The organism is Sneathiella sp., assembly GCF_029233945.1.
Classification (GTDB): Bacteria; Pseudomonadota; Alphaproteobacteria; order Sneathiellales; family Sneathiellaceae; genus Sneathiella.
In genome coordinates, this window is the sequence record NZ_JARGOQ010000034.1 from 1 (window position 1) to 22,536 (window position 22,536).

18 protein-coding genes are annotated in these 22,536 nt (G+C 52.9%); 16 read left to right on the forward strand and 2 right to left on the reverse strand.

Annotation, left to right across the window (positions count from 1 at the left end):
• The first annotated feature begins 411 nt into the window (after positions 1-411).
• The 9 genes from P1U71_RS11870 (at position 412) to phnH (ending at position 11,332) form a co-directional block, all read left to right on the forward strand.
• Positions 412-1,350 (forward strand): ABC transporter permease, encoded by a 939-nt coding sequence (locus P1U71_RS11870; protein ID WP_301105819.1) that lies wholly within the window; start codon positions 412-414, stop codon positions 1,348-1,350.
• 17 nt (positions 1,351-1,367) lie between these two features.
• Positions 1,368-2,381, forward strand: coding sequence for a sugar ABC transporter substrate-binding protein (locus P1U71_RS11875; protein ID WP_301105820.1), 1,014 nt, complete (start codon positions 1,368-1,370; stop codon positions 2,379-2,381).
• Positions 2,382-2,464: 83 nt separating this feature from the next.
• Complete coding sequence (locus P1U71_RS11880) at positions 2,465-4,588, forward strand: SMP-30/gluconolactonase/LRE family protein (RefSeq protein WP_301105821.1); 2,124 nt, start codon at positions 2,465-2,467, stop codon at positions 4,586-4,588.
• A complete protein-coding gene (locus P1U71_RS11885; RefSeq protein WP_301105822.1) occupies positions 4,585-5,679 on the forward strand; it encodes a hypothetical protein in 1,095 nt (364 codons plus the stop codon). Before P1U71_RS11880 ends, P1U71_RS11885 begins: the two co-directional genes overlap by 4 nt.
• On the forward strand, positions 5,676-7,184 hold the full coding sequence (locus P1U71_RS11890; protein WP_301105823.1) for a sugar ABC transporter ATP-binding protein: 1,509 nt from the start codon (positions 5,676-5,678) through the stop codon (positions 7,182-7,184). Before P1U71_RS11885 ends, P1U71_RS11890 begins: the two co-directional genes overlap by 4 nt.
• A gap of 250 nt (positions 7,185-7,434) precedes the next feature.
• The gene (locus tag P1U71_RS11895) at positions 7,435-8,463 is read left to right on the forward strand and encodes a phosphotransferase family protein (protein ID WP_301105824.1); all 1,029 of its coding nucleotides are present in this window, start codon (positions 7,435-7,437) and stop codon (positions 8,461-8,463) included.
• Positions 8,463-9,650 (forward strand): acyl-CoA dehydrogenase family protein, encoded by a 1,188-nt coding sequence (locus P1U71_RS11900; protein ID WP_301105825.1) that lies wholly within the window; start codon positions 8,463-8,465, stop codon positions 9,648-9,650. Before P1U71_RS11895 ends, P1U71_RS11900 begins: the two co-directional genes overlap by 1 nt.
• Before the next feature lie 33 nt (positions 9,651-9,683).
• A complete protein-coding gene (locus P1U71_RS11905; RefSeq protein ID WP_301105826.1) occupies positions 9,684-10,334 on the forward strand; it encodes a TetR/AcrR family transcriptional regulator in 651 nt (216 codons plus the stop codon).
• 395 nt (positions 10,335-10,729) lie between these two features.
• Positions 10,730-11,332, forward strand: a complete 603-nt coding sequence (gene phnH / locus P1U71_RS11910) for a phosphonate C-P lyase system protein PhnH (protein WP_301105827.1) — start codon at positions 10,730-10,732, stop codon at positions 11,330-11,332.
• Positions 11,333-11,377: 45 nt separating this feature from the next.
• Here the strand turns inward: phnH and P1U71_RS11915 are convergent, their stop codons facing one another.
• Complete coding sequence (locus tag P1U71_RS11915) at positions 11,378-12,079, reverse strand: phosphatase PAP2 family protein (protein WP_301105828.1); 702 nt, start codon at positions 12,077-12,079, stop codon at positions 11,378-11,380.
• Between the two features lie 233 nt (positions 12,080-12,312).
• Between P1U71_RS11915 and P1U71_RS11920 the strand changes: the two genes are divergently transcribed.
• The 4 genes from P1U71_RS11920 to P1U71_RS11935 are packed head-to-tail and all read left to right on the forward strand — an operon-like array spanning position 12,313 to position 17,427.
• A complete protein-coding gene (locus P1U71_RS11920) occupies positions 12,313-13,194 on the forward strand; it encodes a choline kinase family protein (protein ID WP_301105829.1) in 882 nt (293 codons plus the stop codon).
• Positions 13,195-15,648 (forward strand): FAD-dependent oxidoreductase, encoded by a 2,454-nt coding sequence (locus tag P1U71_RS11925; RefSeq protein WP_301105830.1) that lies wholly within the window; start codon positions 13,195-13,197, stop codon positions 15,646-15,648. It begins immediately after the preceding gene.
• Between the two features lie 26 nt (positions 15,649-15,674).
• Positions 15,675-16,844 carry a gamma-butyrobetaine dioxygenase gene (locus P1U71_RS11930; RefSeq protein WP_301105831.1) on the forward strand — a complete coding sequence of 390 codons (1,170 nt, stop codon included), beginning with the start codon at positions 15,675-15,677 and terminating at the stop codon, positions 16,842-16,844.
• A complete protein-coding gene (locus P1U71_RS11935; RefSeq protein WP_301105832.1) occupies positions 16,837-17,427 on the forward strand; it encodes an HD domain-containing protein in 591 nt (196 codons plus the stop codon). The genes P1U71_RS11930 and P1U71_RS11935 overlap by 8 nt, the downstream gene beginning before the upstream one ends.
• Before the next feature lie 7 nt (positions 17,428-17,434).
• Here P1U71_RS11935 and P1U71_RS11940 read toward each other — a convergent pair whose 3' ends face one another.
• A complete protein-coding gene (locus P1U71_RS11940) occupies positions 17,435-18,313 on the reverse strand; it encodes a LysR substrate-binding domain-containing protein (RefSeq protein WP_301105833.1) in 879 nt (292 codons plus the stop codon).
• A gap of 173 nt (positions 18,314-18,486) precedes the next feature.
• Here P1U71_RS11940 and P1U71_RS11945 point away from each other — a divergent pair, with 173 nt between their 5' ends.
• Genes P1U71_RS11945 through phnY form a run of 3 tightly spaced genes read left to right on the forward strand, consistent with a single transcriptional unit; the run spans position 18,487 to position 22,445 of the window.
• Complete coding sequence (locus tag P1U71_RS11945) at positions 18,487-19,683, forward strand: 2-aminoethylphosphonate--pyruvate transaminase (RefSeq protein ID WP_367281184.1); 1,197 nt, start codon at positions 18,487-18,489, stop codon at positions 19,681-19,683.
• A 27-nt stretch (positions 19,684-19,710) separates the two neighbouring features.
• Positions 19,711-20,976: a phosphonoacetate hydrolase gene (phnA, locus tag P1U71_RS11950; protein ID WP_301105835.1), complete on the forward strand. Its 1,266-nt coding sequence runs from the start codon at positions 19,711-19,713 to the stop codon at positions 20,974-20,976.
• A gap of 5 nt (positions 20,977-20,981) precedes the next feature.
• Entirely contained in the window at positions 20,982-22,445 is a 1,464-nt protein-coding gene (gene phnY / locus P1U71_RS11955) for a phosphonoacetaldehyde dehydrogenase (protein ID WP_301105836.1), read from the forward strand.
• Positions 22,446-22,536 lie beyond the last annotated feature (91 nt).

Consider the following 22,536-nt stretch of genomic DNA (forward strand, 5'->3'; position numbering starts at 1 on the left):
CGCGCTGATTACCCGCATAGACCAAACTGATATTAGCGAGCGTACCTATCGATAGAAGACGCTTCGTTTTGGGAATAGGTTGCTATCGTATTAATCTCAGGTTGTTATAGAAATTCCAATTTTCACCATATCAACTGGTAGAGGTAACAATATCTATTTTCAGGCATTATCAAAATGGTTTTTAATCAGCAAAAATGTGATTATTGATTCATAAACCAAAAAAATTGACAGTATAAGTGAACTCTCATAAGCTTCTGTCGGAGCAGTGATAAAAATAACAATTACTGCCGTGACTTTCGGGGAGATAGCTAATTGGAATCGCGGGGAAATGCCGAGAGTAATGGGACTCGTCGGCAATTAAAGCAATATCTTAAAAATCTGAACAGCGCCTGGTTTACACAAGAACGAATTGTGTTTGCATTTGCCGTTATTCTCTTTGTTTTTTTCTCAATTGCATTGAGTGGTTTTTTCGCGCTTGATAACCTGATAAACCTGATGCGGAATGTATCGGTGCTGGGCATACTCGGCATTGGCATGGCGATTGTCGTTATCGGCCGGGGTATTGATCTGTCGATGATTGCTGTCATGGCCGTTTCATCCGCCTGGACACTCCAACTTATGCAAGACGGACATAGTTTGGGAGTGGCGCTCCTCGCTGGTCTTTTATGTGCCCTCAGCGTTGGCATTATAAACGGGCTGCTCATCGCTTTTGTCGAAATTCCGGCTTTATTTGCGACCCTGGCGACCGGGATTTTTTTGTATGGTGTCGGCAAGTCCATGCTGCTCGATCTTGATGTAATTTATCTGCCGGAAAATCTCGGTTGGTTTGAGGATATTGGTAAAGGTAGGCTGGGGCCGGTGCCCATGACGGTCATTTTTTGCGGGCTGGCGATGCTCGCGGCCTATCTGTTCCTCTCCAAAACAAGGTTCGGGCGGTTTATATACGGTACCGGCGATAACCCCTTGGCGGCGCGCATTACCGGCATCCCGGTCCGCGTTATCATTACGGCACAATATACATTGGCATCCTTCATCGGATTTTTTGCGGGAATTATTGTCTCTACTGCTGTCTCGTCAATGAATACACGCATATTTCATTCGACGATGATTTACGACGTTATCCTGGTTGTCGTCCTGGGCGGCATCGGATTAAGCGGCGGTAAGGGGAGTATCCGAAATGTCATCGTTGGAACACTGTTGATTGGCACTTTGCTCAACGGGATGACCATCATGGATATGCAGTACACGATGCAGAATCTCATCAAAAGCCTGATACTGCTCGGTGCTATCATTCTCGACAGTTTTTTACATCCACGCAACGAAGAAACAGCTCAACAGGGCGACATATAACAGGAGGAGGCGAAATAATGTTGAAAAGAAATTCGATTAAAAAATTAATCCTTGGACTTGCAACAGCAGCGACGTTCGGACTAACGGCGAATGTTGCCATGGCGGAATTGAAAGACGAACTGCGGGACCCCTATCTAGAGTCATTTAAAGGCAAAAAAGTGGCCTTTGTGCCGGTTGCAATGGGCGTCGATCTGACGGAAGGGTGGGCAGATGGCATTCGATCTGCTGCAGATAAATACGGTTTCGAGTTTGTGGTTCGTGATCCGAACTGGAGTACGGATGCTGGTACGCAAGCAATTACGGCCCTCATTGCGGAGAAGCCGGATATTATTGTCGTGCATAACCCGGATGTCCAGTCCTATGCCCGGTTGCTGAAAAAGGCTGAAAAAGCGGGTATCAACGTAATCCAGGTCAATATGAAATCGAGCTATTCCACCAATGTCTATGTGGGTGCGGACTGGGTTGAAATGGGCGAAGCCGGGGCGAACGAAATGGTAAAGCGCTGCGGCAAGGATTCAGGAAAATCCGGAAAGGTCGCCATCATACAGGGTGTGCTGACCGGGGCCGCGAGCGTCTACCAGATTGGGGGCGTCATGAATGTTCTGGAAGGCCGCGATGATATTGAAATTGTCGCCAACCAGGCGGCGGATTGGGACGCCTCCAAGGCCAAGGCGATTACCCAGACGGTTTTGCAACAGCATCCTGATCTTTGTGCCGTTTTTGGCTTTTGGGATAGCATGACCCTCGGTGTGGGAGCGGCTGTCAAGGAAGCGGGAAAATTGGATCAGGTTGCAATCTTGACGAATGGCGGCGGCAACCAAATGGCGTGTGACAATGTGAAATCAGGTATATTTGACAAGGTCTGGAGTTATGATGTTCCCGGGCAGGCGCGCGACATGGTTGACATGATCAAGGTGATATTCCAGTCGAATTCGAAGCCGGGCGATATGCGGGTGGCGCTTTACACACCTCTCAAAGTAATCAGCATGGAAAATTTTGATCCGACAGATTGCTGGTCGATGAAGAAATAAAAAAATGTAGGCCGGATTTCCTGCTAAGGGGGATCCGGCCGTTAGTATTTCTTTTTTCTGCTTGGTTGCTTAAGGAGACAGACGTGGCTTCTTCGAACGCTCTTGTGCGGGCCCGCTATAAGTATTTTCCGGATCATCTGGTTGGTGAACTACTGTCAAAGCGTTGGATGGAATCGGCCGTCCCAACGATTATCTTGGCAGCTGTTTTTCTGTACCTCGTCAATACATTGCCGAACTATTTGTCGCCGATCAATCTCATGGACCTCGGGCGTCTTTATGCGGAATTCGGGCTTGTTGTGCTGGCGATGGCGTTGGTCATGATCGGCGGTGGCGTTGATCTTAGCATCGGTTCCATGTTTGCGCTTTGTAATGTCGCCATGCTTTCGCTGATCAATATGCTGGAATGGCCGTTATGGATTGCCATTCCGTCTGTCCTCATTTTTGGGGCGGCGTTGGGGGCGATCAACGGTTATCTTATCGGGTATCTCAAGCTTCGCGCCTTTCTCACGACCCTCGTGACGTTAATCATTTACCGAGCGTTATTCGACATTGCGCTATCAAATTTTGCGGTTGAAATTTCCGGAGGATTTTTGGATTCGGAAGTGTGGGAGTTCATTGGGGATGGGGATGTTTTTGGCATTCCATCAAGCCTGATTGCTTTTCTGGTGGTTGCGATCGGCGGTCACCTCGTCATGAGCCGGACTCGCCCGGGCTGGCATATCCTGGCCATTGGCGGCGCTCGCAGATCAGCTTATAACGCTGGAGTCGCCGTAAATCGTACGATCTTCATGACTTACGTTGTGTCAGGTATCCTGACGGCTTTGGCGGCTGTCTTTTTCGCTGCTCGTCTCGGTACAGCGGGCTCCGACGTCGGCGTGGGGATGGAAGTCGCGATCCTGACCGCTGCGGTGTTGGGCGGGATTAGTCTTGGCGGAGGGCGAGGCTCTGTCGCAAAAGCAACAATGGGCAGCGCTATTGTCCTCCTGATCACCAACGGTATGCTGCGAATGGGAATGGAGGGGGGCTCCAGCTCTGTGGCACTTGGCGTCATTCTGTTGATCGCTGTCGGAATTGATGTGAAATGGCTCAAGAACCGGCACAAGATTATCAGTAAGGTCTATGTCAGCCCGGCCTATCTCGAATTGGTGCCGGCTCCTTCCGCAGAAAAGAATTCCGGTACGGTCTATGAAGTCAATGATCGCCTGAAAACCGTGACGGCCATCGGCCTTGGCAATATTGAAGGTCCTGAAGATGTTATTCTTGATCATCAGGATAATCTTTTTACCGGCACGCGACATGGCGATATCGTCAAGTTTTCCGGTCCTAATTACGAAAAGCAGGAAGTATTCGCTCATATCGGGGGCCATCCTCTGGGTATGGCGTTCGATCCGGATGGTAATTTGCTGTCCTGTGTTGGCGGGATGGGCCTTTATGGGATCAAGCCGAGCGGTGAAGTCTATCGTTTGACGGATCAGACAAACCGCACTTGGCACTCCATCAACGATGACTCCCGATTGCGGCTGGCTGATGATTGTGATGTGACACCCGACGGCGAAGTCTATTTCAGCGAGGCGACCATACGCTATGAAATGCATAGCTGGTCGCTGGATAGCCTGGAGGGAAGAGGGAACGGGCGCATCATCTGCTACGATCTGAACACGAAGAAAACCCGAACCGTCATCCGCAATCTGTTGTTTCCAAATGGCATCTGTACGGCGTTTGACGGTAAGTCCATTTTGTTTGCCGAAACCTGGAAATGCGCCATTTCCCGCTATTGGATTGATGGGCCGAAGCGCGGGAAGGTTGAGCCGGTCATTCCAAATTTGCCGGGCTATCCTGATAATATTAACCGTGCATCGGATGGTAATTACTGGTTGGCACTGGTTGGTATGCGCACACCGACCTTCGACCTTGCCATGAAAATGCCGTCCTTTCGTCGGCGCATGGCCCGGCGCGTCGCACCGGATGAATGGCTGTTCCCCAATATCAATTCCGGCTGTGTTCTGAAATTCAATGAGGCGGGGGAGATTCTTGATGTCTATTGGGACCTCGGCGGGGAGAGCCATCCGATGATTACCTCCATGCGCGAACATAAGGGGCATCTGTATCTTGGCGGACTTTCCAACAACCGCATCGGTCGTTACAAATTGGATAACGCCGATCCCGACTGGGTGGGCATCGACACCTATTGGGGGAAATCAAAATGAAGCTGTTTGATTTCGGGCCGATTGCAAAATACCTCGGGCGGGGTGAGGCCAGTATTACCGTTCCGATGCTTGACGGGGCGTTTCGGCCCAATGATTTTCTGGAAAAGGCACAGGTTGTCGCGGAACATCCCGGTGCTGATTGTCTCGCTGTGGATAAGGGCCGGCTTTTCCTGTCGGCTGGCGATAGCGTTTACCCTGTTGGGGAAGAGGCATCTGATCCTGTTGCTCGCTTTGATGACGACGTAACAGCACTCGCGATTAATGGCGACTTGGTTGCCGTTGGCCTGTCAAACGGCGGCATATGCATTCGCGGTGGAGATCCTGAAAATCGCGTTATAACGGAGATAGCGGGGCGCTCCATTAACTGCCCGACAGCGCTCTATTTTCAGGGAAACCGGCTGATTGTCGCCAATGGTTCAGACAGGACGCAAGCTGACGACTGGTCACGGGATTTGCTGGAACGCAATATTGGCGGCGATGTGCTGGCAATCGATCTGAAAAGTGGTGCGGAAGAAATTCTGGCCTCTCACCTCGCCTACGCGAATGGTCTTACGGAAACCTCTGACCACAAGATTGCAGTCTCTCAAAGCTGGAATCACTGCGTTTCGATATTGGAGAACCAGAATATCGCCGCCACCGCCAGCCGGAATTTGCCCGGCTACCCCTCCCGTATTTCCAAAGCACCGGACGGGGGCTATTGGCTGGCAATTTTCGGAATGCGGACCCAGCTGATAGAATTTATTCTTCGCGAAGATAGCTATCGCACTCAAATGCTGGAAACTGTCCCTCCTGAGTACTGGGTCGCTCCGTCGCTAACATCGCGGGAACATTTTATGGATCCTTTGCAGCAGGGCGGTGTCAAGCGGCTGGGCATCAAGAAACCCTGGGCGCCACCTCGCTCATATGGGCTTGCCGTAAAACTGGATGCGAATTTCAATCCGATACTAAGCGTTCATAGCCGGGCAGGCGGGCTCTTTCACGGAGTCACCTCGGCGCTCGAAAGGGATGGGATACTGTATGTGACGAGCCGGGGGGCGGGTCAGGTTCGCGCCGTTGATCTTGCGATCGTAGAACAGGAAACCGTAAAATGAGCGATACCAACCAACCCCTGATAAAAATCGAACATGGGTCAAAGATCTATCAAAGCGTTTATGCCATTCAGGACATTAATTTCGACTTATATCCCGGCGAGGTGCACGCCATTCTGGGAGAAAACGGCGCCGGCAAATCGACCCTCACGAAAGCGCTCGCGGGAGTTGTCTCTTTGACAGAAGGCCGCTTGCTTCTGGAAGGCAAGGAATGCAACTTCAAAAACCCCCGCGAAGCACTGGAAGCCGGAATAGCAATGGTTTTTCAGGAAACCAGCCTGGTGCCGACGATGACAGTTGCCCAGAATCTGTATTTGGGGGAGGAAAAGTTCTTTAACCGCCTGAGAGAGTTGTATATCTCCGCCCAGCAGTTTCTGCAGGGATTGAATTTTGGTGTCGATCCAACGGTTAATGTTGCCATGCTTGGAGCCGCTCAAAAACAGATGGTTGAGATCGCACGTGCGGTTCTGCATAACGCCAAGGTCATTATTTTTGACGAGCCAACGGCAACGCTGACACCGGAAGAGAAGCAGCATTTTTTCAACCTACTGAAAGACCTTAAACGAAAAGGGGTTGGGGTCATTTTCATTTCGCATGCGCTGGAGGAGGCGCTCGACCATGCCGATCGCATTACAATCCTGCGCGATGGTCAGCATATCGCAACAGATGCGGCCCAAAATTTTGACAGGGACAAGGTTGTGCAGGCCATGGTCGGGCGGGAACTGTCTGATAAACTCTATTCGAAACATGCGAATACGACACGCCGCGCCCGCGGTCAGAAAATACTGAGTGTTGAGAATTTGTCCATGCAAAGCATTGTCAAAAATAACTCATTTTCTATTTATGCGGGCCAGATCACGGGTATTTTCGGTCTCATCGGGTCGGGCCGTACGGAAACCGCCAAAATTATTTCCGGGGTCGTCAAGCGTGATTTCTTTCATGGGGGAGAGGTTTATCTGGAAGGCAAACCGATACGGTATAATGTGCCCAAGCAAGGCATGCGGGACGGCATCGCCTATGTGACGGAAGATCGAAAAATCGAGGGTTTTTTCGAGACCATGTCAATTGGCGATAATATCTATATGGGTCACCTCGCAGTTTCAGGTCAGGAGGAAGCTATTCTCTCGACCAAGCGTCATGACAATATCGCCAAAAAATGGATCAAGACACTCAACGTCAAGGCGCTCAATGCGGACGCGCGTGTGGTTGAGCTTTCCGGTGGAAATCAGCAGAAAGTCGTCATTGGCAAATCTCTCTGCCAGAACCCTAAAATTATTTTCTTCGACGAACCTACCCGGGGTGTTGATGTCGGCGCGATCCAGGAAATTCACGATCATCTGAACAGGCTTGCCGATCAGGGACTCGCTGTCGTCGTGATTTCTTCGTATCTGCCAGAAATCCTGAACCTGTCGGACCGCATACTTGTCGCGCGACAGGGAAAGATAATCGAGGAATTCAGTACGGAAGAAGCGACCGAGAAAAAAATTATGTATGCGGCAGTTCATTAGAGCGGACATATTACCGCGTTCGGTACTTTGAAAGCGGAGAAAGCGTATATTGGATAGAAGGGCTTTGCTGTCCTTATCCAGGTAATCCGCTCGTCAACTCCACTCCCCGGTTATCTATATTCAAGCAAGAAATCCTGCCTGATCCCGGTTTCACCTGGTTGCTTATGAAGCGCCCCAGTGAAAACGTAAATTAAAAACTTGAATCTCAATTCAGATTATTGAATTATAGATCAAAAATGGGGAGACTAGCTTGAATAGCAAAGAAATTGAGGATCGCCTCAGACTGAAATTCAGCCGTGACAGCGGCGGGCAGAAATCTATTTCGGATTTCCAAGTCATGCCCGACGGCCATGCGGGCCTGACCTTTGGCTTTTCGGCAATTGGGCTAGATGGTCGCCGCGATGAATATATCCTGAAAGTCGCGCCATTCGGAGTGCGTCGCAGTGGAAATACCGATGTCTATCGTCAGGCACCTTTGCTCCATGCGCTTTTCTCTGCGGGTCTGCCCGTTCCGGATGTTCCTTATTCGTCGCCGGACGAAACCGAGCTTGGAACGCCGTATATTATAATGGAACGGCTTCCCGGGCGTACGTTTGTGATCTGGGCTCCTCATACTAGTTTTCGGCCTGAGGAAACAGGACCAATTTGGCGGCAAGGAGCGAAGGCACTTGCGCAAATTCATGGATATGACTGGCAACCGGAATTGTCTGGCTGGGGCCGTGTTCGCGCGCTGTCGGATGAACTTTCCTTCTGGGCGCCGATACTGGCCAAAACGGAGAATAAAGCATGGCTCACCAAAGGACAGAAGCTGGCGGCGCAGCTCGCGGATAATCCGATCGCCCCGGGCCCCACAGGCGTTGTCCATGGTGATTTCCAGCCCGGAAATTTACTATATGTCAATATGAAACTGACCGGGATTATAGATTGGGAGCTTGCGTTCATAGGCCCGCAAAATCTGGATCTGGGCTGGCTGCTGATGATGGCCGATAAGGATGCCTGGCACGATAACTGGCAGCCTGTGTGCGATATTTCCGCAGAAGAACTGGTCTCGATTTACGAAAAGGAACGGGGCCAAAAGGTTGAGAATAAAGAATGGTTTGAAGCGCTCGCCTGTTACCGGTTGGGAGCGATTGCAACGCTGAATATCGGATTGCATCAGCGCGGTAAACGCACGGATGATTTCTGGGAACGGATGATCGGCAGCGTTGATACATTATTTGAGCGCGGCATCGAGTTGAGCTCGCCTTCACATACATCTAATAAAACGGGAGCATTATAATGGTTGATTTTTCGCATTCTGCGGAGCTTTTGGAACTGCGCGATCGCATAGGGCAGTTCATTCGAGAGAAAATTGTCCCGCTTGAGCATGATCCCCGGCAGGGACCGCACGGGCCGGAAGATGCGTTAATTCGGGAAATGCAGGAGATGGCACGCAAAGCGGGCTTTTTGTCGCCTCACGCGCCGGAAAAATGGGGCGGTTTAGGCCTGGACCATGTTGGCATGGCTGTCATATTCGAGGCGGCGTGCTATTCGTCACTCGGGATGCTGGCCCTGAATATTCAAGCGCCGGATGAGGGAAATACGAATTTGCTGGCGAAGGTTGGAACGCCGGAGCAAAACGAAAAATGGCTGCGTCCGCTGGTCGAGGGTAAGATCCGAACGGTATTCCAGATGACCGAACCGGATAACGGGGCGGGCTCCGATCCGTCCTTGATGAAGACCTCGGCGCGCCAAAAGGGCGATCACTATATTATAAATGGTACAAAATGGCTGATCACGGGATATCCGGGCGCAGGGCTTCACATCATCATGGCCAGAACGTTTGATGAAGCCGGTGAGGATGTTGGCGCAACCATGTTTCTTGTTCCCGAAGGGACGCCGGGCATGAAGATGGTTCGTCTGCTTGACACCATGGACAGCAACAGTCCCGGCGGTCATGGCGTTGTCGAACTGAAGGACGTCAAGGTCAAAGCCGAAGACATACTGGGACAGGTTGGAAAAGGATTCCGAAATGCGCAAGTAAGGCTCGGGCCGGCGCGGCTGACCCATTGCATGCGCTGGCTGGGGCAGGCAGTCCGATGCCATGATATCGCGGTTGACTATGCCCAGCGGCGGCAGTCCTTTGGCAAGGCCATTGGCTATCATCAGGGAATAGGGTTTCAACTGGCGGACAATGAAATTGACCTCGATCACTGCCGACTATCGATTTTACATTGCGCCTGGCTTATGGATCAGGGAGAAATGGCCCGCAAGGAAACCAGCCAAAGCAAGGTTTATTGCTCTGAAGCGCTGGGCCGGGTTGTTGACCGCTGTGTGCAGGTTCTTGGCGGTCTCGGGATCACCAGTGATACGATTGTTGAGCGCACTTATCGTGATATACGCGCGTTCCGTATCTATGACGGCCCGTCGGAAGTGCATCGGCATGTATTGGCAAACGGTATAATGAAGCGCGCGGCCGCTGAATGAAGGCGGCGCGGCTTCTCCCGGATGGCAGGAAAAATGAATAAAGCTATAGGCGCAAAAAAGTCAAACAAGCATGCGAAACGTCGACACCCGGCTTTTGAACGAAGTGAGGAGTTCGGACGCAAGAGAAAGGCAATGGTTCAAACGGCGGCCTATCTGTTTAATCGGACTGGATTTCACGCGACATCGATCAACGATATTTCGGAGGCGCTGGGTATCTCGCCCGCCGCCGTTTATTATTATTTTTCCGACAAGACAGACCTCCTGCATCACTGCCACCTGAGCGCGATCGAGAAAAGCCTGATTTTGGCTCAAGCAGCGGACGAGGGCGGTGGCAGCGGAATCGAGAAGCTGGAACGATATATTCGGAGCCAGTTTCATGCCTTGATCAGTAAGGAGGGGACGGCATGGGTCTTTGGGGATATCTCCGCCTTGAAACCGAGCCAGCGCGAAGACATCGTTGTCCGGTCCCGTGAGGTTGATAATTTTATTCTCAGATTTATTGAACAAGGCGTCGCAGATGAAAGTATCGCGATAAGTAATCCCAGAATTACGGAATTTTTTATGATCGGGGCTTTGAACTGGGTTCCTCGATGGTACAGACCAGAGTCTAACCTGACTGCGGAGGACTTAACAGAAATCTTCCTGCAATTTGCCTTCGACGGCATGCGGCCAAGGCGTGATTAGCGGGAAGGCGTAAAAAACAAAATGAATGAGTTCGGGAGATGGAGCCGCTGGTTTTGGCGGAAATTTACCATATAGCCTCATTAACTCAGAAATGCCGGAGACCAATTCGCGTTAGACTTCCGTCTCCGCCACACTTTCCTCCGTTCTCTCACTAAAATTCACGATCGGACGCAGGCAAACGGATTTACGGCCGCCTGTCACATAAATTTCTTGAAACCATCCGCAATTCTACACAGAACCCCGCCACCATGTCGTCGCTTTGTAAGGCATTCGTGTGATGACGCGGCGAGGGGACATTTTGTCCGGTAACAGTTTGGAAATTGCTCAGGAAGCTTATCGTCGCTGGATGGATGATCTGGCGGACGGCTTGCCGTGGTAAAGGGAGAGGATGGCTGATGACGAATTCAGGCATTCCTTCACTTATAGGCGGATTTAGCAATAAGGCCTCAGATTCCTTAGCCTGCTACAGCACCCTGCATGAGGCGACGTCAAATCCGGCGACCATTTTTCAGTTGCCTGTTACCGTTGCTGCGCCGCGTGGATTGATGATGGGCGCGGTTGTTATCCTGCTGACCCTCGCAGATGCCGAGACGCCCGTCTGGTTGGCGCCGGAATGCGACACGACGGAAGCCCGGGCACATCTTCTCTTTCATACCGGGTGTCCCATCGTGGCGGAGCCGGAGCTTGCCGCGTTCGCAGTCATGTCCGTAGAGCGGGACTTGTCAATCACAAAGGATTTGGGCCTTGGTCTCGCAGAATATCCGGATCGCACGGCAACGGTCATCCTCGAATCCGAGCGGCTGATCGACGGGGAGGGGCCGCTTTTTCACGGTCCCGGAATGACGGAGCCGCGCCGGTTCTGCGTGGAGGAGCATCCGCCGTCTCTCTGGGTACATATCGCCGCTAACCAGGCTCTATTTCCGCGCGGTGTCGACTGGATTTTTGCAAGCCCCACCGAGCTTGCGGCCCTGCCGCGATCGACGAAAATAGAGCTCTAATTTCGCCCCTGCGCCGCATCGGTACAGGTCGATTTCCCTGGGGTGTCACTCTTTGCGAAGTCGCCATTTAAATATCAGGAAATATAGTATGCAAACGATTATCCAGCTCAAGAGCATTGTAACAATCGTATGGGAGAGAAAATGCCTTCCGTTGAGCATTTGATACCCTCCCATAACCCAACCGGCAGTTAAGGCACCGGCAAGGGCGAGGAGTTTTTGTTTTTTTGACCTGACCAGGGGGATAAAGAGAAGCAGGGCGAATCCGGCGGAGGCATGCCCAGCTGGAAAACATTTGCCGCCATTGCCCAAATGGCTGTCTTGGAATGGATGCACATAGGGTTTTGTGCCGCCATATTCCTCAAGCTGGTACGGGCAATAGACATTGGTAATCTTTTTTCCGACCCCCACGGTCAGCGGAACGAGAATGGCGCATAGAATGATAAAAAGCTGCTTGCGGGTTCGAAATTTTGCAAACGCCTTTAGGATGAAGGAAAGTATAAACAGCAGTAATACTGAACTCGCGTAAGCAATCAGTAGCCATCTTGGCAGGTTATAAAACAGGAATCTCAAGGTCGGTTCGTTCGCGTTGATAACCCATGCCTTGCCGTCGAAGAAGTAATTCGAAAGATAAAAGTCAAGATGGGTGGCCTCGAATACAATCAGGACAATGACAAGGAGGAGTGCCGAGTAGATCAGTTGACGCCCTATATTCAGGTCATAACAGGGATCCTGTTTCTTGCTTTTCATTGTGGCGTTCTTTCGTCGCTTACAAGGCATACATAATAGATTTTTTGCGAATGGCGGACAGGGCAGGTGTGATGCTTTTTCCCTGACTCTACTTACAGCACTTGGATGTTTTCTACCAGAATTGGATAGCTTCCCCTTGCTGTCATTCTTTGCTAGGTAGGATGGGCCCTTTTCGCTCAAAATCTGAGCGGTAAAGGCGGCATTGCACTTCGTGGAATTTAGTGGACGGTGGCATGACTTCGGCACAGGAGAAAATTTCCGGGCTATCTCTCTGGCGAGCAACACCTTCTATCGAGCCGCTGGACGGGGGTATGACAAATGCGAACTTCCTCGTGACGGAAAGTGGTTGTCGCTATGTTGTCCGGCTTGGCGAAGATATTCCGTTTCATCACATCTCCCGTGAATATGAACTATCCGCTAGCCGGGCCGCTCATGCCGCCGGGATCTCGCCCGCCGTTGTCCATGATGAGCCGGGTGTTCTGGTGCTTGACTATATCGAGGGGAGAACGCTCACGCCGGAGGATCTGCTTGATGGTCCCTTGCGTGATAGGGCGATCCATCTCATCCGGCAGGCGCATCGGGAGATTCCGGTAAAACTCCAGGGGTCCACGCCGATTTTTTGGGTCTTCCATGTATTGCGGGAGTATGCACGGCTCTTGTCCGACGGCGATAGCCTTCATGTGAGCAGGATTGCGGATTTCCTTAAAATTACGGCGGAGACGGAGGCGCGCTCTGGCCCCTACGATATCGTCTTCGGCCATAATGACCTGCTCGCCGCTAATTTCCTGGATGACGGAAAGCGGCTTTGGCTGATCGACTGGGAATATGCAGGGTTTAACACGCCGCTCTTTGATCTTGCAGGGCTCGCCTCCAATAATGATTTTGTCGAAGAGATGGAAAAAACCATGTTGGAAAGCTATTTCGAGGCTCCGCTCAGCGATGACCTCTGGGCCCGTTATCAGGCAATGAAGGTCGCCTCCCTCCTCAGGGAGGTGATGTGGAGCATGGTGTCGGAGCTTTATTCCACGCTTGAATTCGATTATGGACAATATACCGAAAGCTGCCTTGAAAGGTTCGAGACGACTTACGACAGCTATAAGAAGGATTACCTCTGAATGGCGAAAGAACTTCCGACAACGGCGAAGGCGGTTGTGATCGGCGGCGGGATTGTGGGCTGCTCGACAGCTTATCATCTGGCGAAACTTGGCTGGACGGATACGGTTCTGCTGGAGCGTAAAAAACTCACCTCCGGCACCACCTTTCATGCGGCGGGGCTGGTAGGGCAGCTGCGTTCCAGCGCCAATATCACGGAGCTTTTGGGATATTCCGTCGATCTTTATAACCGGCTGGAGAAGGAAACCGGTCTCGCCACCGGATGGAAGATGAATGGCGGCCTTCGCCTCGCCTGTAACGACGCCCGATGGGAAGAGGTCAAGCGGCAGGCAACGACCGCGCAGTCCTTTGGTCTTGAAATGCAGCTCCTGAGCCCGTCCGAGGCGCGGGATCTCTGGCCGATCATGTCGGTGGAGGATGTGGTTGGAGCGGCATTCCTTCCGACGGATGGGCAGGCGAACCCGTCCGATATTACACAGGCGCTGGCAAAAGGAGCGCGCATGGCAGGGGCGTCAATTTTTGAGGATACATGCGTCACGGATATCCGGATTGAAAATGGAAAAATAAAAGGCGTTCAGACGGATAAGGGATTTATTGAATGTGAAATCGTTGTCTGTTGCGCAGGTCAATGGACGCGCGAGTTCGCGCAGCGTTTCGGCGTGAATGTGCCGCTCGTCCCGGTGCAGCATCAATATCTGATTACCGAGACTATTCCGGATATGCCGCGTAACCTCCCCACTTTGCGCGATCCTGACCGGCTGACCTATTATAAGGAGGAGGTGGGCGGTCTCGTCATGGGGGGATATGAGCCCAACCCGATCCTCTGGGCGGAAGACGGTATCCCGGAGGATTTTCATTTTTCGCTGCTGCAATCCGATTTTGATCATTTCGAGCCGATGATGGAACTGGCGCTTGGTCGTGTTCCGGCGCTGGAGACCGCAGGAATAAAAGAGTTGGTGAATGGTCCGGAAAGCTTCACGCCCGATGGAAACTTCATTCTGGGCGAAGCGCCGGAGCTTAAAAATTTCTTTGTCGGCGCCGGGTTCAACGCCTTTGGTATTGCCTCCGGCGGTGGGGCGGGCATGGTGCTGGCGGAATGGGTCGCAAAAGGGGAGCCGCCCTATGATCTTTGGGCGGCGGACATCCGCCGCTTCGGAAAGCCGCATTTCGATGACGACTGGATTAAAAAGCGCACCGTCGAGGCCTATGGCAAGCATTACACCATGGCCTGGCCGCATGAAGAGCATCAAAGCGGACGCCCGTTTCGAACCTCCCCGCTTTATGACAGGCTGAAGGCGGCGGGGGCCTGCTTTGGCGAGAAGCTGGGCTGGGAGCGGCCAAACTGGTTCGCGGAGATAGAAGCGGGGGAGACACCGGAAGATATTTATAGCTTTGGCCGGGCCAACTGGTTTGAGGCTGTCGCGCGGGAGCATAAAGCCGCGCGGGAAGCGGCGGTCCTGATCGATCAGACCTCATTCGCTAAATTTCATTTGTCCGGGCCGGATGCCGCAGCGGCGCTCGACTGGATTGCGGCAGGCAATGTCCTGCGGCCCAACGGATCGGTTATCTATACACAGATGCTGAATGAGAAGGGCGGGATTGAGTGTGACCTGACCGTTACTCGACTGGAGGAGAATGAATTTTATATCGTCACGGGAACGGGTTTCGCGACCCATGACTATAACTGGATCCTGAAGAATATTCCATCACATGCAAACTGCACTTTGAGCGATATAACAGGAGAGCGTTCCGTTCTTTCATTGATGGGGCCATTGTCGCGGGAAATTCTGGGGCAGGTGACGGAAGATGATATCTCCCACAACGGTTTTCCCTTCGCAACGGGACGTATGATCGAGATTGCGGGCCATCCTGTCCTGGCGCTGCGGCTTACCTATATGGGGGAACTCGGCTGGGAACTGCATATGCCTGTCGATGAGGTGGGCGCTGTGCATGACGCCCTGATGCGTGCGGGCGCGCCGTTGGGCCTGAAGAATGCGGGCTATCGCACGATTGAAAGCTGCCGGCTTGAAAAGGGCTATCGCGCCTGGGGATCGGATATCGGACCGGACCACACCCCGGTTGAGGCCGGGCTTGGCTGGGCGATGAAACTAAAGTCGGGACGTGACTTCAAGGGCCGCGCGGCGATTGAGACGCAGAAGGCAAAGGGCGTTCGGAAAATGCTGGCTTGCTTCACGGTCGATGACCCGGATGTCATCCTCTTGGGGCGGGAGACGATTTATCGAAATGGGGAACGGGTCGGCTGGCTTTCCAGTGGCGGTTACGGTCACACTATTGAAAAATCAATCGGCTATGGATACATCCGCAATCTGGATGGGGTGGATGCGGAATTCGTGCAGAGCGGCAGCTATGAGCTTGATGTTGCCTTGACACGGGTGCCATGCCGGGTGCATCTGGAGCCCCTTTATGATCCGCAGATAAAGAAAATTAAATCGTGATTGCATCGGGTTGAGGCCGAATAACAATGCATGATGAGAGCCGCATAGAGAATGTCGAGCTGGCCGGGGAGGGGGACTATATTATCCTTCACCAGAAAGACGGCGGTGCATTACGGTTTCACGCCATGTGGCTCCGCGATAACGCGTTGGATGCCGAGACTCGCTCCCCGCAAAACGGTCAGCGTCTTATCACCATTGATGACATTCCGGTGGAGACAAGGGTTTCCGCGGCGACGCTGGACGGGCCGGATAGTCTGAAGATCGAATTTCAACCGGAGAAAAAATCACTCACCTATTCGCTGAACTGGCTGAAGCGACATGCCTATGATGTGGCGGAGGAAAAATCCGCAGGATGGCTCGATCCGAAGGTTGAGCTTTGGGATAAAGCGTTGAATAACCGCATTCCAACCGCCGATTATGAGACGGTCACGCAGGATAAGGCGGCACTTGCGGCATGGCTTGGCGATATTCGGCGGTTTGGCTTTGCAAAAATGACCGGCGGACCGGTAAAAAGCGGGGCGCTTCTGGATGTAGCGGCGCTGTTCGGCTTTGTGCGGGAGACAAATTACGGCAAATGGTTTGAGGTGCGCGCCGAGGTGACGCCGACCAATCTCGCCTTTACCTCGGCAGGGTTGCAGGCCCATACGGATAACCCCTATCGGGACCCGGTGCCGACAATGCAGATCCTCTATGCGCTTGAGAATTCGGCGACGGGCGGGGATTCACTTCTGGTGGATGGGTTCAAGGCCGTCAAACGCCTGCAGGAAAATAATCCTGATCATTTTGACATTTTGGCCCGCTATAATGCCCGATATGAATATGCCGGGCAGGCGGATGTCTGTTTGCAATCGCGCAAACCGATGATTGAACTGGAACCGGATGGGGAGCTTGTCGGTGTCCGCTTTAATAACCGGTCCATCGCGCCGGTTACGGATGTTCCGTTCGATAAAATGCCGGATTATTACGCGGCTTACCGGGCCTTGAGTGAAATCATCAATGATCCGGCTATGGCCGTCAGTTTCCGGCTTGAACCCGGCGACTGTTTCATTGTCGATAACACGCGCGTGCTGCATGCCCGAAATGCCTATTCCGGACATGGATCGCGCTGGCTTCAGGGGTGCTATCCTGATAAAGATGGCCTGTTGTCGACGCTTGCGAGTCTAGAAAATAAGAATTTGGAAGATAATGATGCCTAAACCGGATTTCTCGAAAATATCCAAAGACAATGTTGTTGAGTTTATCGCTGATATTTTCGCCCGCCGCGGGGCGGAGGAATATCTCGGGGAAGAGGTGACGATCTCGGAACATATGTTCCAGACAGCGGAACTGGCGGAAGAAGCGGGCGCCAGCGAGGAACTGATCGTTGCCGCATTGCTCCATGATATTGGGCATTTTACCAACGAGTTCCCTGATAACGCGGCGGAGCTTGGGATCGACAGCCATCATGACCGGGCGGGGGCTGCAGTTCTTGCGCCGTTTTTTCCGAAAATCGTGACTGATTGCGTGCGCCATCATGTCTCGGCGAAGTGTTATCTTTGCACGGCTGAACCTGAATATTTTGCGAAACTGTCCGAAGCCTCGGTCCTCAGCCTGAAATTGCAGGGCGGCCCGATGAGCGAGACGGCCGCAAAAAGATTTGCCGCGAACAGTGATATCGACGCGATCGTCCAGGTGCGCAAATGGGATGATGAGGGCAAGATACCCGGCAAGAAAACACCGGATTTCGCGCATTACGCCCCTATGCTGCAGCGGGTGGTCGACAGGGCCGTGTCGTCATAAGCTGAGGTTAGGCTGGCTCCAGGCTCAAACGGTCATTCGCCATTTTCATAAAGGCACTCACCAGATTGCTCTTGCTGCGTTCCTTCAGGCAGATCAGCGCTTCATCCATCAGCGGCTCGCACCCTGAAATCGGAATTTTGCACAAGCGCTCATCATAGCCGAACTCGGCTTCCGAGACGATGCCGATCCCGGCGCCGCTCGCCACGATTTCGCGAATGGCTTCCCGACCGACGGCCTCTATCGAGGGGTTAAGCGTCAATCCGGCGGAGGCGGCAATCTGTTCAAGCTTTTGACGGGTTTTCGATCCCTTCTCCCGAAGGACGAGGGGTTTGCTGGCGAGCTCCTGCAGGGAGATGGATTTCATCCGCCCGGCTGAGCTTCTTTTCGAGGCAAAGGCAATAATGGGGGTGGAACTCAGTTTCACGATATCGAATTCTCGCCCTTTTGGAATTTCTCCCAAAACGCCGACATCCGCTTCATAGCTGCATAGCTTTTCGATGATTTCAGGTGTGTTGCCGGTACTGACCGAGATGAATACTTCCGGGTATTGCTGCCGGAAGGGGCCGAGGATCGGATGAAGATGCTGCACGGAGTCGGCAATAATCCTCAATTTTGCCGATCCCAGCGCCCGGGATTCCGAGAGCAACTCATGGGCCTGATGCTCCACGTCGAACATCCGATGGGTGATTTCCAGAAGCTTTTTACCGAAATCCGTAAGGGCGACCTGCTTTTTTTGTCGGTTAAACAACAAAACGTCATACTCATTCTCTAACTTACGTACCTGATCGGATATGGCGGGCTGGGTCAGCGATAGCGCCTCGGCGGCCCGTGAAAAGCCCCCATGGATGGCAACGAAGTGAAAGGCACGTAGTTGAACATACCGCATATTATTTTCCGATCCTCTATACCAATAATATAGCTCTAGCCAAATGAAAGGCCATTAATATCGATTTAATCTATGTGTCAATTGTAAATAACGATTTTACATATATTACGTTGTTTACTAGGTTCTGGATCACCCGCGGTGAAATTTTTTGGTGAAGGTTTTACATAATGCAGATGGATGAGAAAAATCGGCCGGCTTCAGCGTTTCCGGCACCGCATATGGGAGAGCCATATCTGTTGACTCCCGGTCCGCTAACAACCTCTTATGAGGTCAAGCAGGCGATGCTGAAGGATTGGGGATCATGGGATGGCGATTTCCGGGCAATGACGGCTTCACTTTGCACGAAATTGTTGGCCATCGCCGGTGACGATGGCACGGAATATGACTGCGTCCCGATGCAGGGAAGCGGAACCTTCGCCGTCGAAGCGATGCTGGGCTCTTTGCTGGGGCCGAACAGCAAGACATTGGTGCTGGTCAATGGCGCCTATGGCAAGCGCATTGCGGAAACCCTGCGCTATCTCGGGCGCAATCATCTGGTCATCGACAAGGGTGATTATATGCCGCCGCGTGGCGTAGAGGTGGCGGCGGCTCTCGCGGGAGATTCCGAAATAACGCATGTCGTCCTCGTTCATTGCGAGACAAGTTCCGGCATTCTCAATCCGGTGAGGGAAATTTCTGAAATTGTTGCAGCGGCGGGGCGCAAGCTGCTGATCGATTCGATGAGTGCGTTTGGCGCACTGCCGCTTGATGTGCGCGACATCAAATATGAAGCGATGATCTCCTCCGCCAATAAATGTATCGAGGGTGTGCCGGGCTTTGGCTTTATCATTGCCCGGAAATCCGAGCTGGAGGCCGCAAAAGGCAACAGCCATTCCCTCAGCCTTGATGTCCATGCTCAGTGGGCGAATTTCAAGAAGACGGGGCAGTGGCGCTTCACACCGCCAACCCATGCGGTTGCTGCCTTCATGACGGCGCTGGAAATGCATGAGGCCGAGGGCGGCGCACCGGCGCGGCTCGCGCGGTATGAACGTAACCGCGATGTGATGGTGGCGGGCATGCGGGATCTTGGTTTTGAGACCCTTCTGAAGGATCGTTGGCTGTCACCGATTATCGTGACCTTCTTCAACCCGGCGCATCCGAATTTCAGCTTTCCACTTTTTTACGACCTGATGAAGGCCAAGGGATTTATCATTTACCCGGGCAAGCTGACCGTGGTGGACAGTTTCCGGATTGGCTGCATCGGGCGGCTGGATGAACAGGTGATGCGTAAAGTCGTGACGGCGGCGCGTGAATCCCTCGCTGAAATGAATGTCGATAGCGCGAGCCCGCCTGACGCCGCGCTGAAAGAACGTGCCCGCCTCGCGGCCTGAAATATCTGAACTGGAGTTATATAGACGATGAATAACATGTCCTCAAACGGCGTTACCGTGAATGACCGGAGCTATCCCTTTCCGGGCCGCACGGCGGTTGTGATCTGCCTTGACGGGTGTGAGAACGCCTATATCGAGGCGGCGATCGATGCTGGTGTGATGCCGACGATGAAGCGCATCCGCGAGACAGGCAGCATGCATCTCGCCCATTGCGTGATCCCGAGTTTCACAAACCCGAACAACATGTCGATTGCGACGGGGCAGCCACCGGCAGTCCATGGCATTTGTGGCAACTTCCTGCTGGATCCGGAAACCGGGGAAGAAGTGATGATGAACGATCCGCGCTTTCTTCGGGTGCCGACGATCTTCAAAAGCTTTTATGATGCGGGCAAGCGTATTGCCATTGTTACCGCGAAGGACAAGCTCCGGGCGTTGCTCGGCCACGGCCTCAAGTTTGATGAGGGGCGGGCGCTTTGTTTCTCGACGGAGAAATCCGACAGCACCACCGTGGCGGAGCATGGCATCGACAATGCATCAAAAAGTCTCGATATTCCGGTGCCGTCCGTCTATTCGGCGGAGCTGTCCGAATATGTCTTTAATGCCGGGGTAAAGTTGATGACCTCCTTCATGCCGGATCTGATGTATCTGACGACAACGGATTATGTGCAGCATAAGGCCGCGCCGGGAACACCGGATGCCAATGCCTTCTATGAAATGTTTGATTCCTATCTGGGTCAGCTTGATGCCCTCGGCGCGGCAATCGTTGTCACCGCTGATCACGGGATGAAACCCAAGCATAAAGACGATGGCACACCGGATGTGATCTATCTGCAAGACCTGCTGGATAAGGAAATCGGCGCGGGGGCGAGCCGGGTTATCCTGCCGATTACCGACCCTTATGTGGTGCATCATGGTGCACTTGGTTCCTTCGCGACTGCGTATCTCCCGCCGGACGTTGATCAGGCCGCGGTGATTGCCACGCTGGAGGCAACGGCAGGAATTGAACTCGTGCTCGATAAGGCAGCGGCGGCGGAACGGTTCCAACTGCCGTCCGACCGGATCGGCGATCTTGTGATTGTGTCGGGGGAGAATCAGGTGCTCGGCACCTCGGCGGATCGGCATGATCTTTCCGGCCTTGAAGTGCCGCTTCGCTCTCATGGTGGGATCAGCGAGCAGGTTGTCCCCTTCATCGTGAATGTCGCCATGCCGGATTTGCCATCGAAACCAACCCTCCGTAATTTTGACGCCTATTACTATGCAACGCGCGCCGCGGCGTTCGTCACTGCCGAATGAATAAGATGACAGCCTCAAAATCCACGCGGCCGGTGATTAATGAGTCGATGCGTATCGGTGGCCGAAAAGTGACGACCAAAGATGTTGTTGAGGTGCGCTATCCCTATACCAACGAGGTTATCGGGACGGTGCCCGCCGGCAGCGCTGAGCATGCGCGCGAAGCCTTTGAGATTGCGGCGAAGTACCACCCGACGCTGACCCGGTATGAACGGCAGCAGATTCTTTTCAAGGCGGCAGAGCTTATCCGCGAACGGCGCGAACAGCTCGCGAAGGTTATCACGCTGGAGCTTGGCATCTGTCATCAGCATGCCCTCTATGAAACGGGGCGGGCCTATGACGTTTTCATGCTGGCGGGCCAGCTTGCCATTCTCGATGACGGGCAGATTTTCTCCTGCGATCTCACGCCCCATGGCAAGGCGCGAAAAATCTACACCAAGCGCGAACCGGTTAATGTGATTTCGGCCATCACGCCGTTTAATCACCCGCTCAATATGGTGTCGCACAAGATTGCACCGGCCATTGCCACAAATAACTGTGTTGTCTGCAAACCGACGGAACAGACACCGCTCACCGCGATTGCGCTGGCGGATATCCTCTATGAGGCGGGCCTGCCGCCCGAGATGTTTCAGGTCGTGACCGGCTGGCCGCAGGATATCGGCGAAGAGATGATCGTCAATAAACATGCGGATATCGTCACCTTCACCGGCGGTGTACCGGTCGGCAAGATGATAGCCGAAAAGGCAGGGTATAAGCGTCTCGCGCTGGAACTTGGCGGCAATGATCCGCTCATCGTTCTTGATGATTTGAGCGATTCGGACCTCATCAAGGCGGCGGAAATTGCAGTTGCGGGCGCGACAGGCAATTCCGGTCAGCGCTGCACGGCGATCAAGCGAATCCTTGTGCAGGAAAATGTCGCCGACAAGATCGTCCCGCATATCCTTGAGATTGCAAAGAAAATCAAGTTTGGCGATCCGGAGGACCCGGAAACGCAGCTTGGCTGTGTCATTCATGAGAAGGCCGCCGAGACGTTCGAGAATCGGGTGCTGCTGGCCGAGAAACAGGGCGCGCAGATTCTCTATCATCCGGGACGGGACGGGGCCTTACTGCCGCCTATCGTTGTTGATCATGTGCCGCACGACAGCGAGCTTGTGTTTGATGAGACGTTCGGCCCCATCATTCCGATTGTCCGGGTGCCCAATGATGACGAAGCCCTGATCAAGATTTCCAATTCAACACCCTTCGGCCTTTCTGCCGGGGTCTGCACCAATCGTCTGGATCGCATCACGCGGTTTATCGATGGGCTGGATGTTGGAACTGTGAATATATGGGAGCAACCGGGCTATCGTATCGAGATGTCGCCCTTTGGGGGAATCAAGGATTCAGGAAATGGCGTTAAAGAAGGTGTGCTGGAAGCGATGAAGTTCTTCACTAACGTCAAGACTTATTCCTTGCCCTGGCCTCAAAACTAAAGAAAAATTCGCAGAATTTTGCGGTTATATGAAAGTATGGAAATATTTAACATATCGATAAAATTTATATATACATAAATATAATAGATTT

What these genes read in the sequence shown, in the direction of transcription:
- P1U71_RS11915 (WP_301105828.1), bottom strand. Translation starts at nt 12,079, where the DNA reads ATGAAAAGCAAGAAACAGGATCCCTGTTATGACCTGAATATAGGGCGT.
- P1U71_RS11940 (WP_301105833.1), bottom strand. Translation starts at nt 18,313, where the DNA reads ATGCGGTATGTTCAACTACGTGCCTTTCACTTCGTTGCCATCCATGGG.
- P1U71_RS11920 (WP_301105829.1), top strand. Translation starts at nt 12,313, where the DNA reads ATGACTTCGGCACAGGAGAAAATTTCCGGGCTATCTCTCTGGCGAGCA.
- P1U71_RS11935 (WP_301105832.1), top strand. Translation starts at nt 16,837, where the DNA reads ATGCCTAAACCGGATTTCTCGAAAATATCCAAAGACAATGTTGTTGAG.
- phnH (WP_301105827.1), top strand. Translation starts at nt 10,730, where the DNA reads ATGACGAATTCAGGCATTCCTTCACTTATAGGCGGATTTAGCAATAAG.
- P1U71_RS11945 (WP_367281184.1), top strand. Translation starts at nt 18,487, where the DNA reads ATGGATGAGAAAAATCGGCCGGCTTCAGCGTTTCCGGCACCGCATATG.
- P1U71_RS11885 (WP_301105822.1), top strand. Translation starts at nt 4,585, where the DNA reads ATGAAGCTGTTTGATTTCGGGCCGATTGCAAAATACCTCGGGCGGGGT.
- phnY (WP_301105836.1), top strand. Translation starts at nt 20,982, where the DNA reads ATGACAGCCTCAAAATCCACGCGGCCGGTGATTAATGAGTCGATGCGT.
- P1U71_RS11905 (WP_301105826.1), top strand. Translation starts at nt 9,684, where the DNA reads ATGAATAAAGCTATAGGCGCAAAAAAGTCAAACAAGCATGCGAAACGT.
- P1U71_RS11890 (WP_301105823.1), top strand. Translation starts at nt 5,676, where the DNA reads ATGAGCGATACCAACCAACCCCTGATAAAAATCGAACATGGGTCAAAG.
- P1U71_RS11925 (WP_301105830.1), top strand. Translation starts at nt 13,195, where the DNA reads ATGGCGAAAGAACTTCCGACAACGGCGAAGGCGGTTGTGATCGGCGGC.
- P1U71_RS11875 (WP_301105820.1), top strand. Translation starts at nt 1,368, where the DNA reads ATGTTGAAAAGAAATTCGATTAAAAAATTAATCCTTGGACTTGCAACA.
- P1U71_RS11900 (WP_301105825.1), top strand. Translation starts at nt 8,463, where the DNA reads ATGGTTGATTTTTCGCATTCTGCGGAGCTTTTGGAACTGCGCGATCGC.
- P1U71_RS11930 (WP_301105831.1), top strand. Translation starts at nt 15,675, where the DNA reads ATGCATGATGAGAGCCGCATAGAGAATGTCGAGCTGGCCGGGGAGGGG.
- phnA (WP_301105835.1), top strand. Translation starts at nt 19,711, where the DNA reads ATGAATAACATGTCCTCAAACGGCGTTACCGTGAATGACCGGAGCTAT.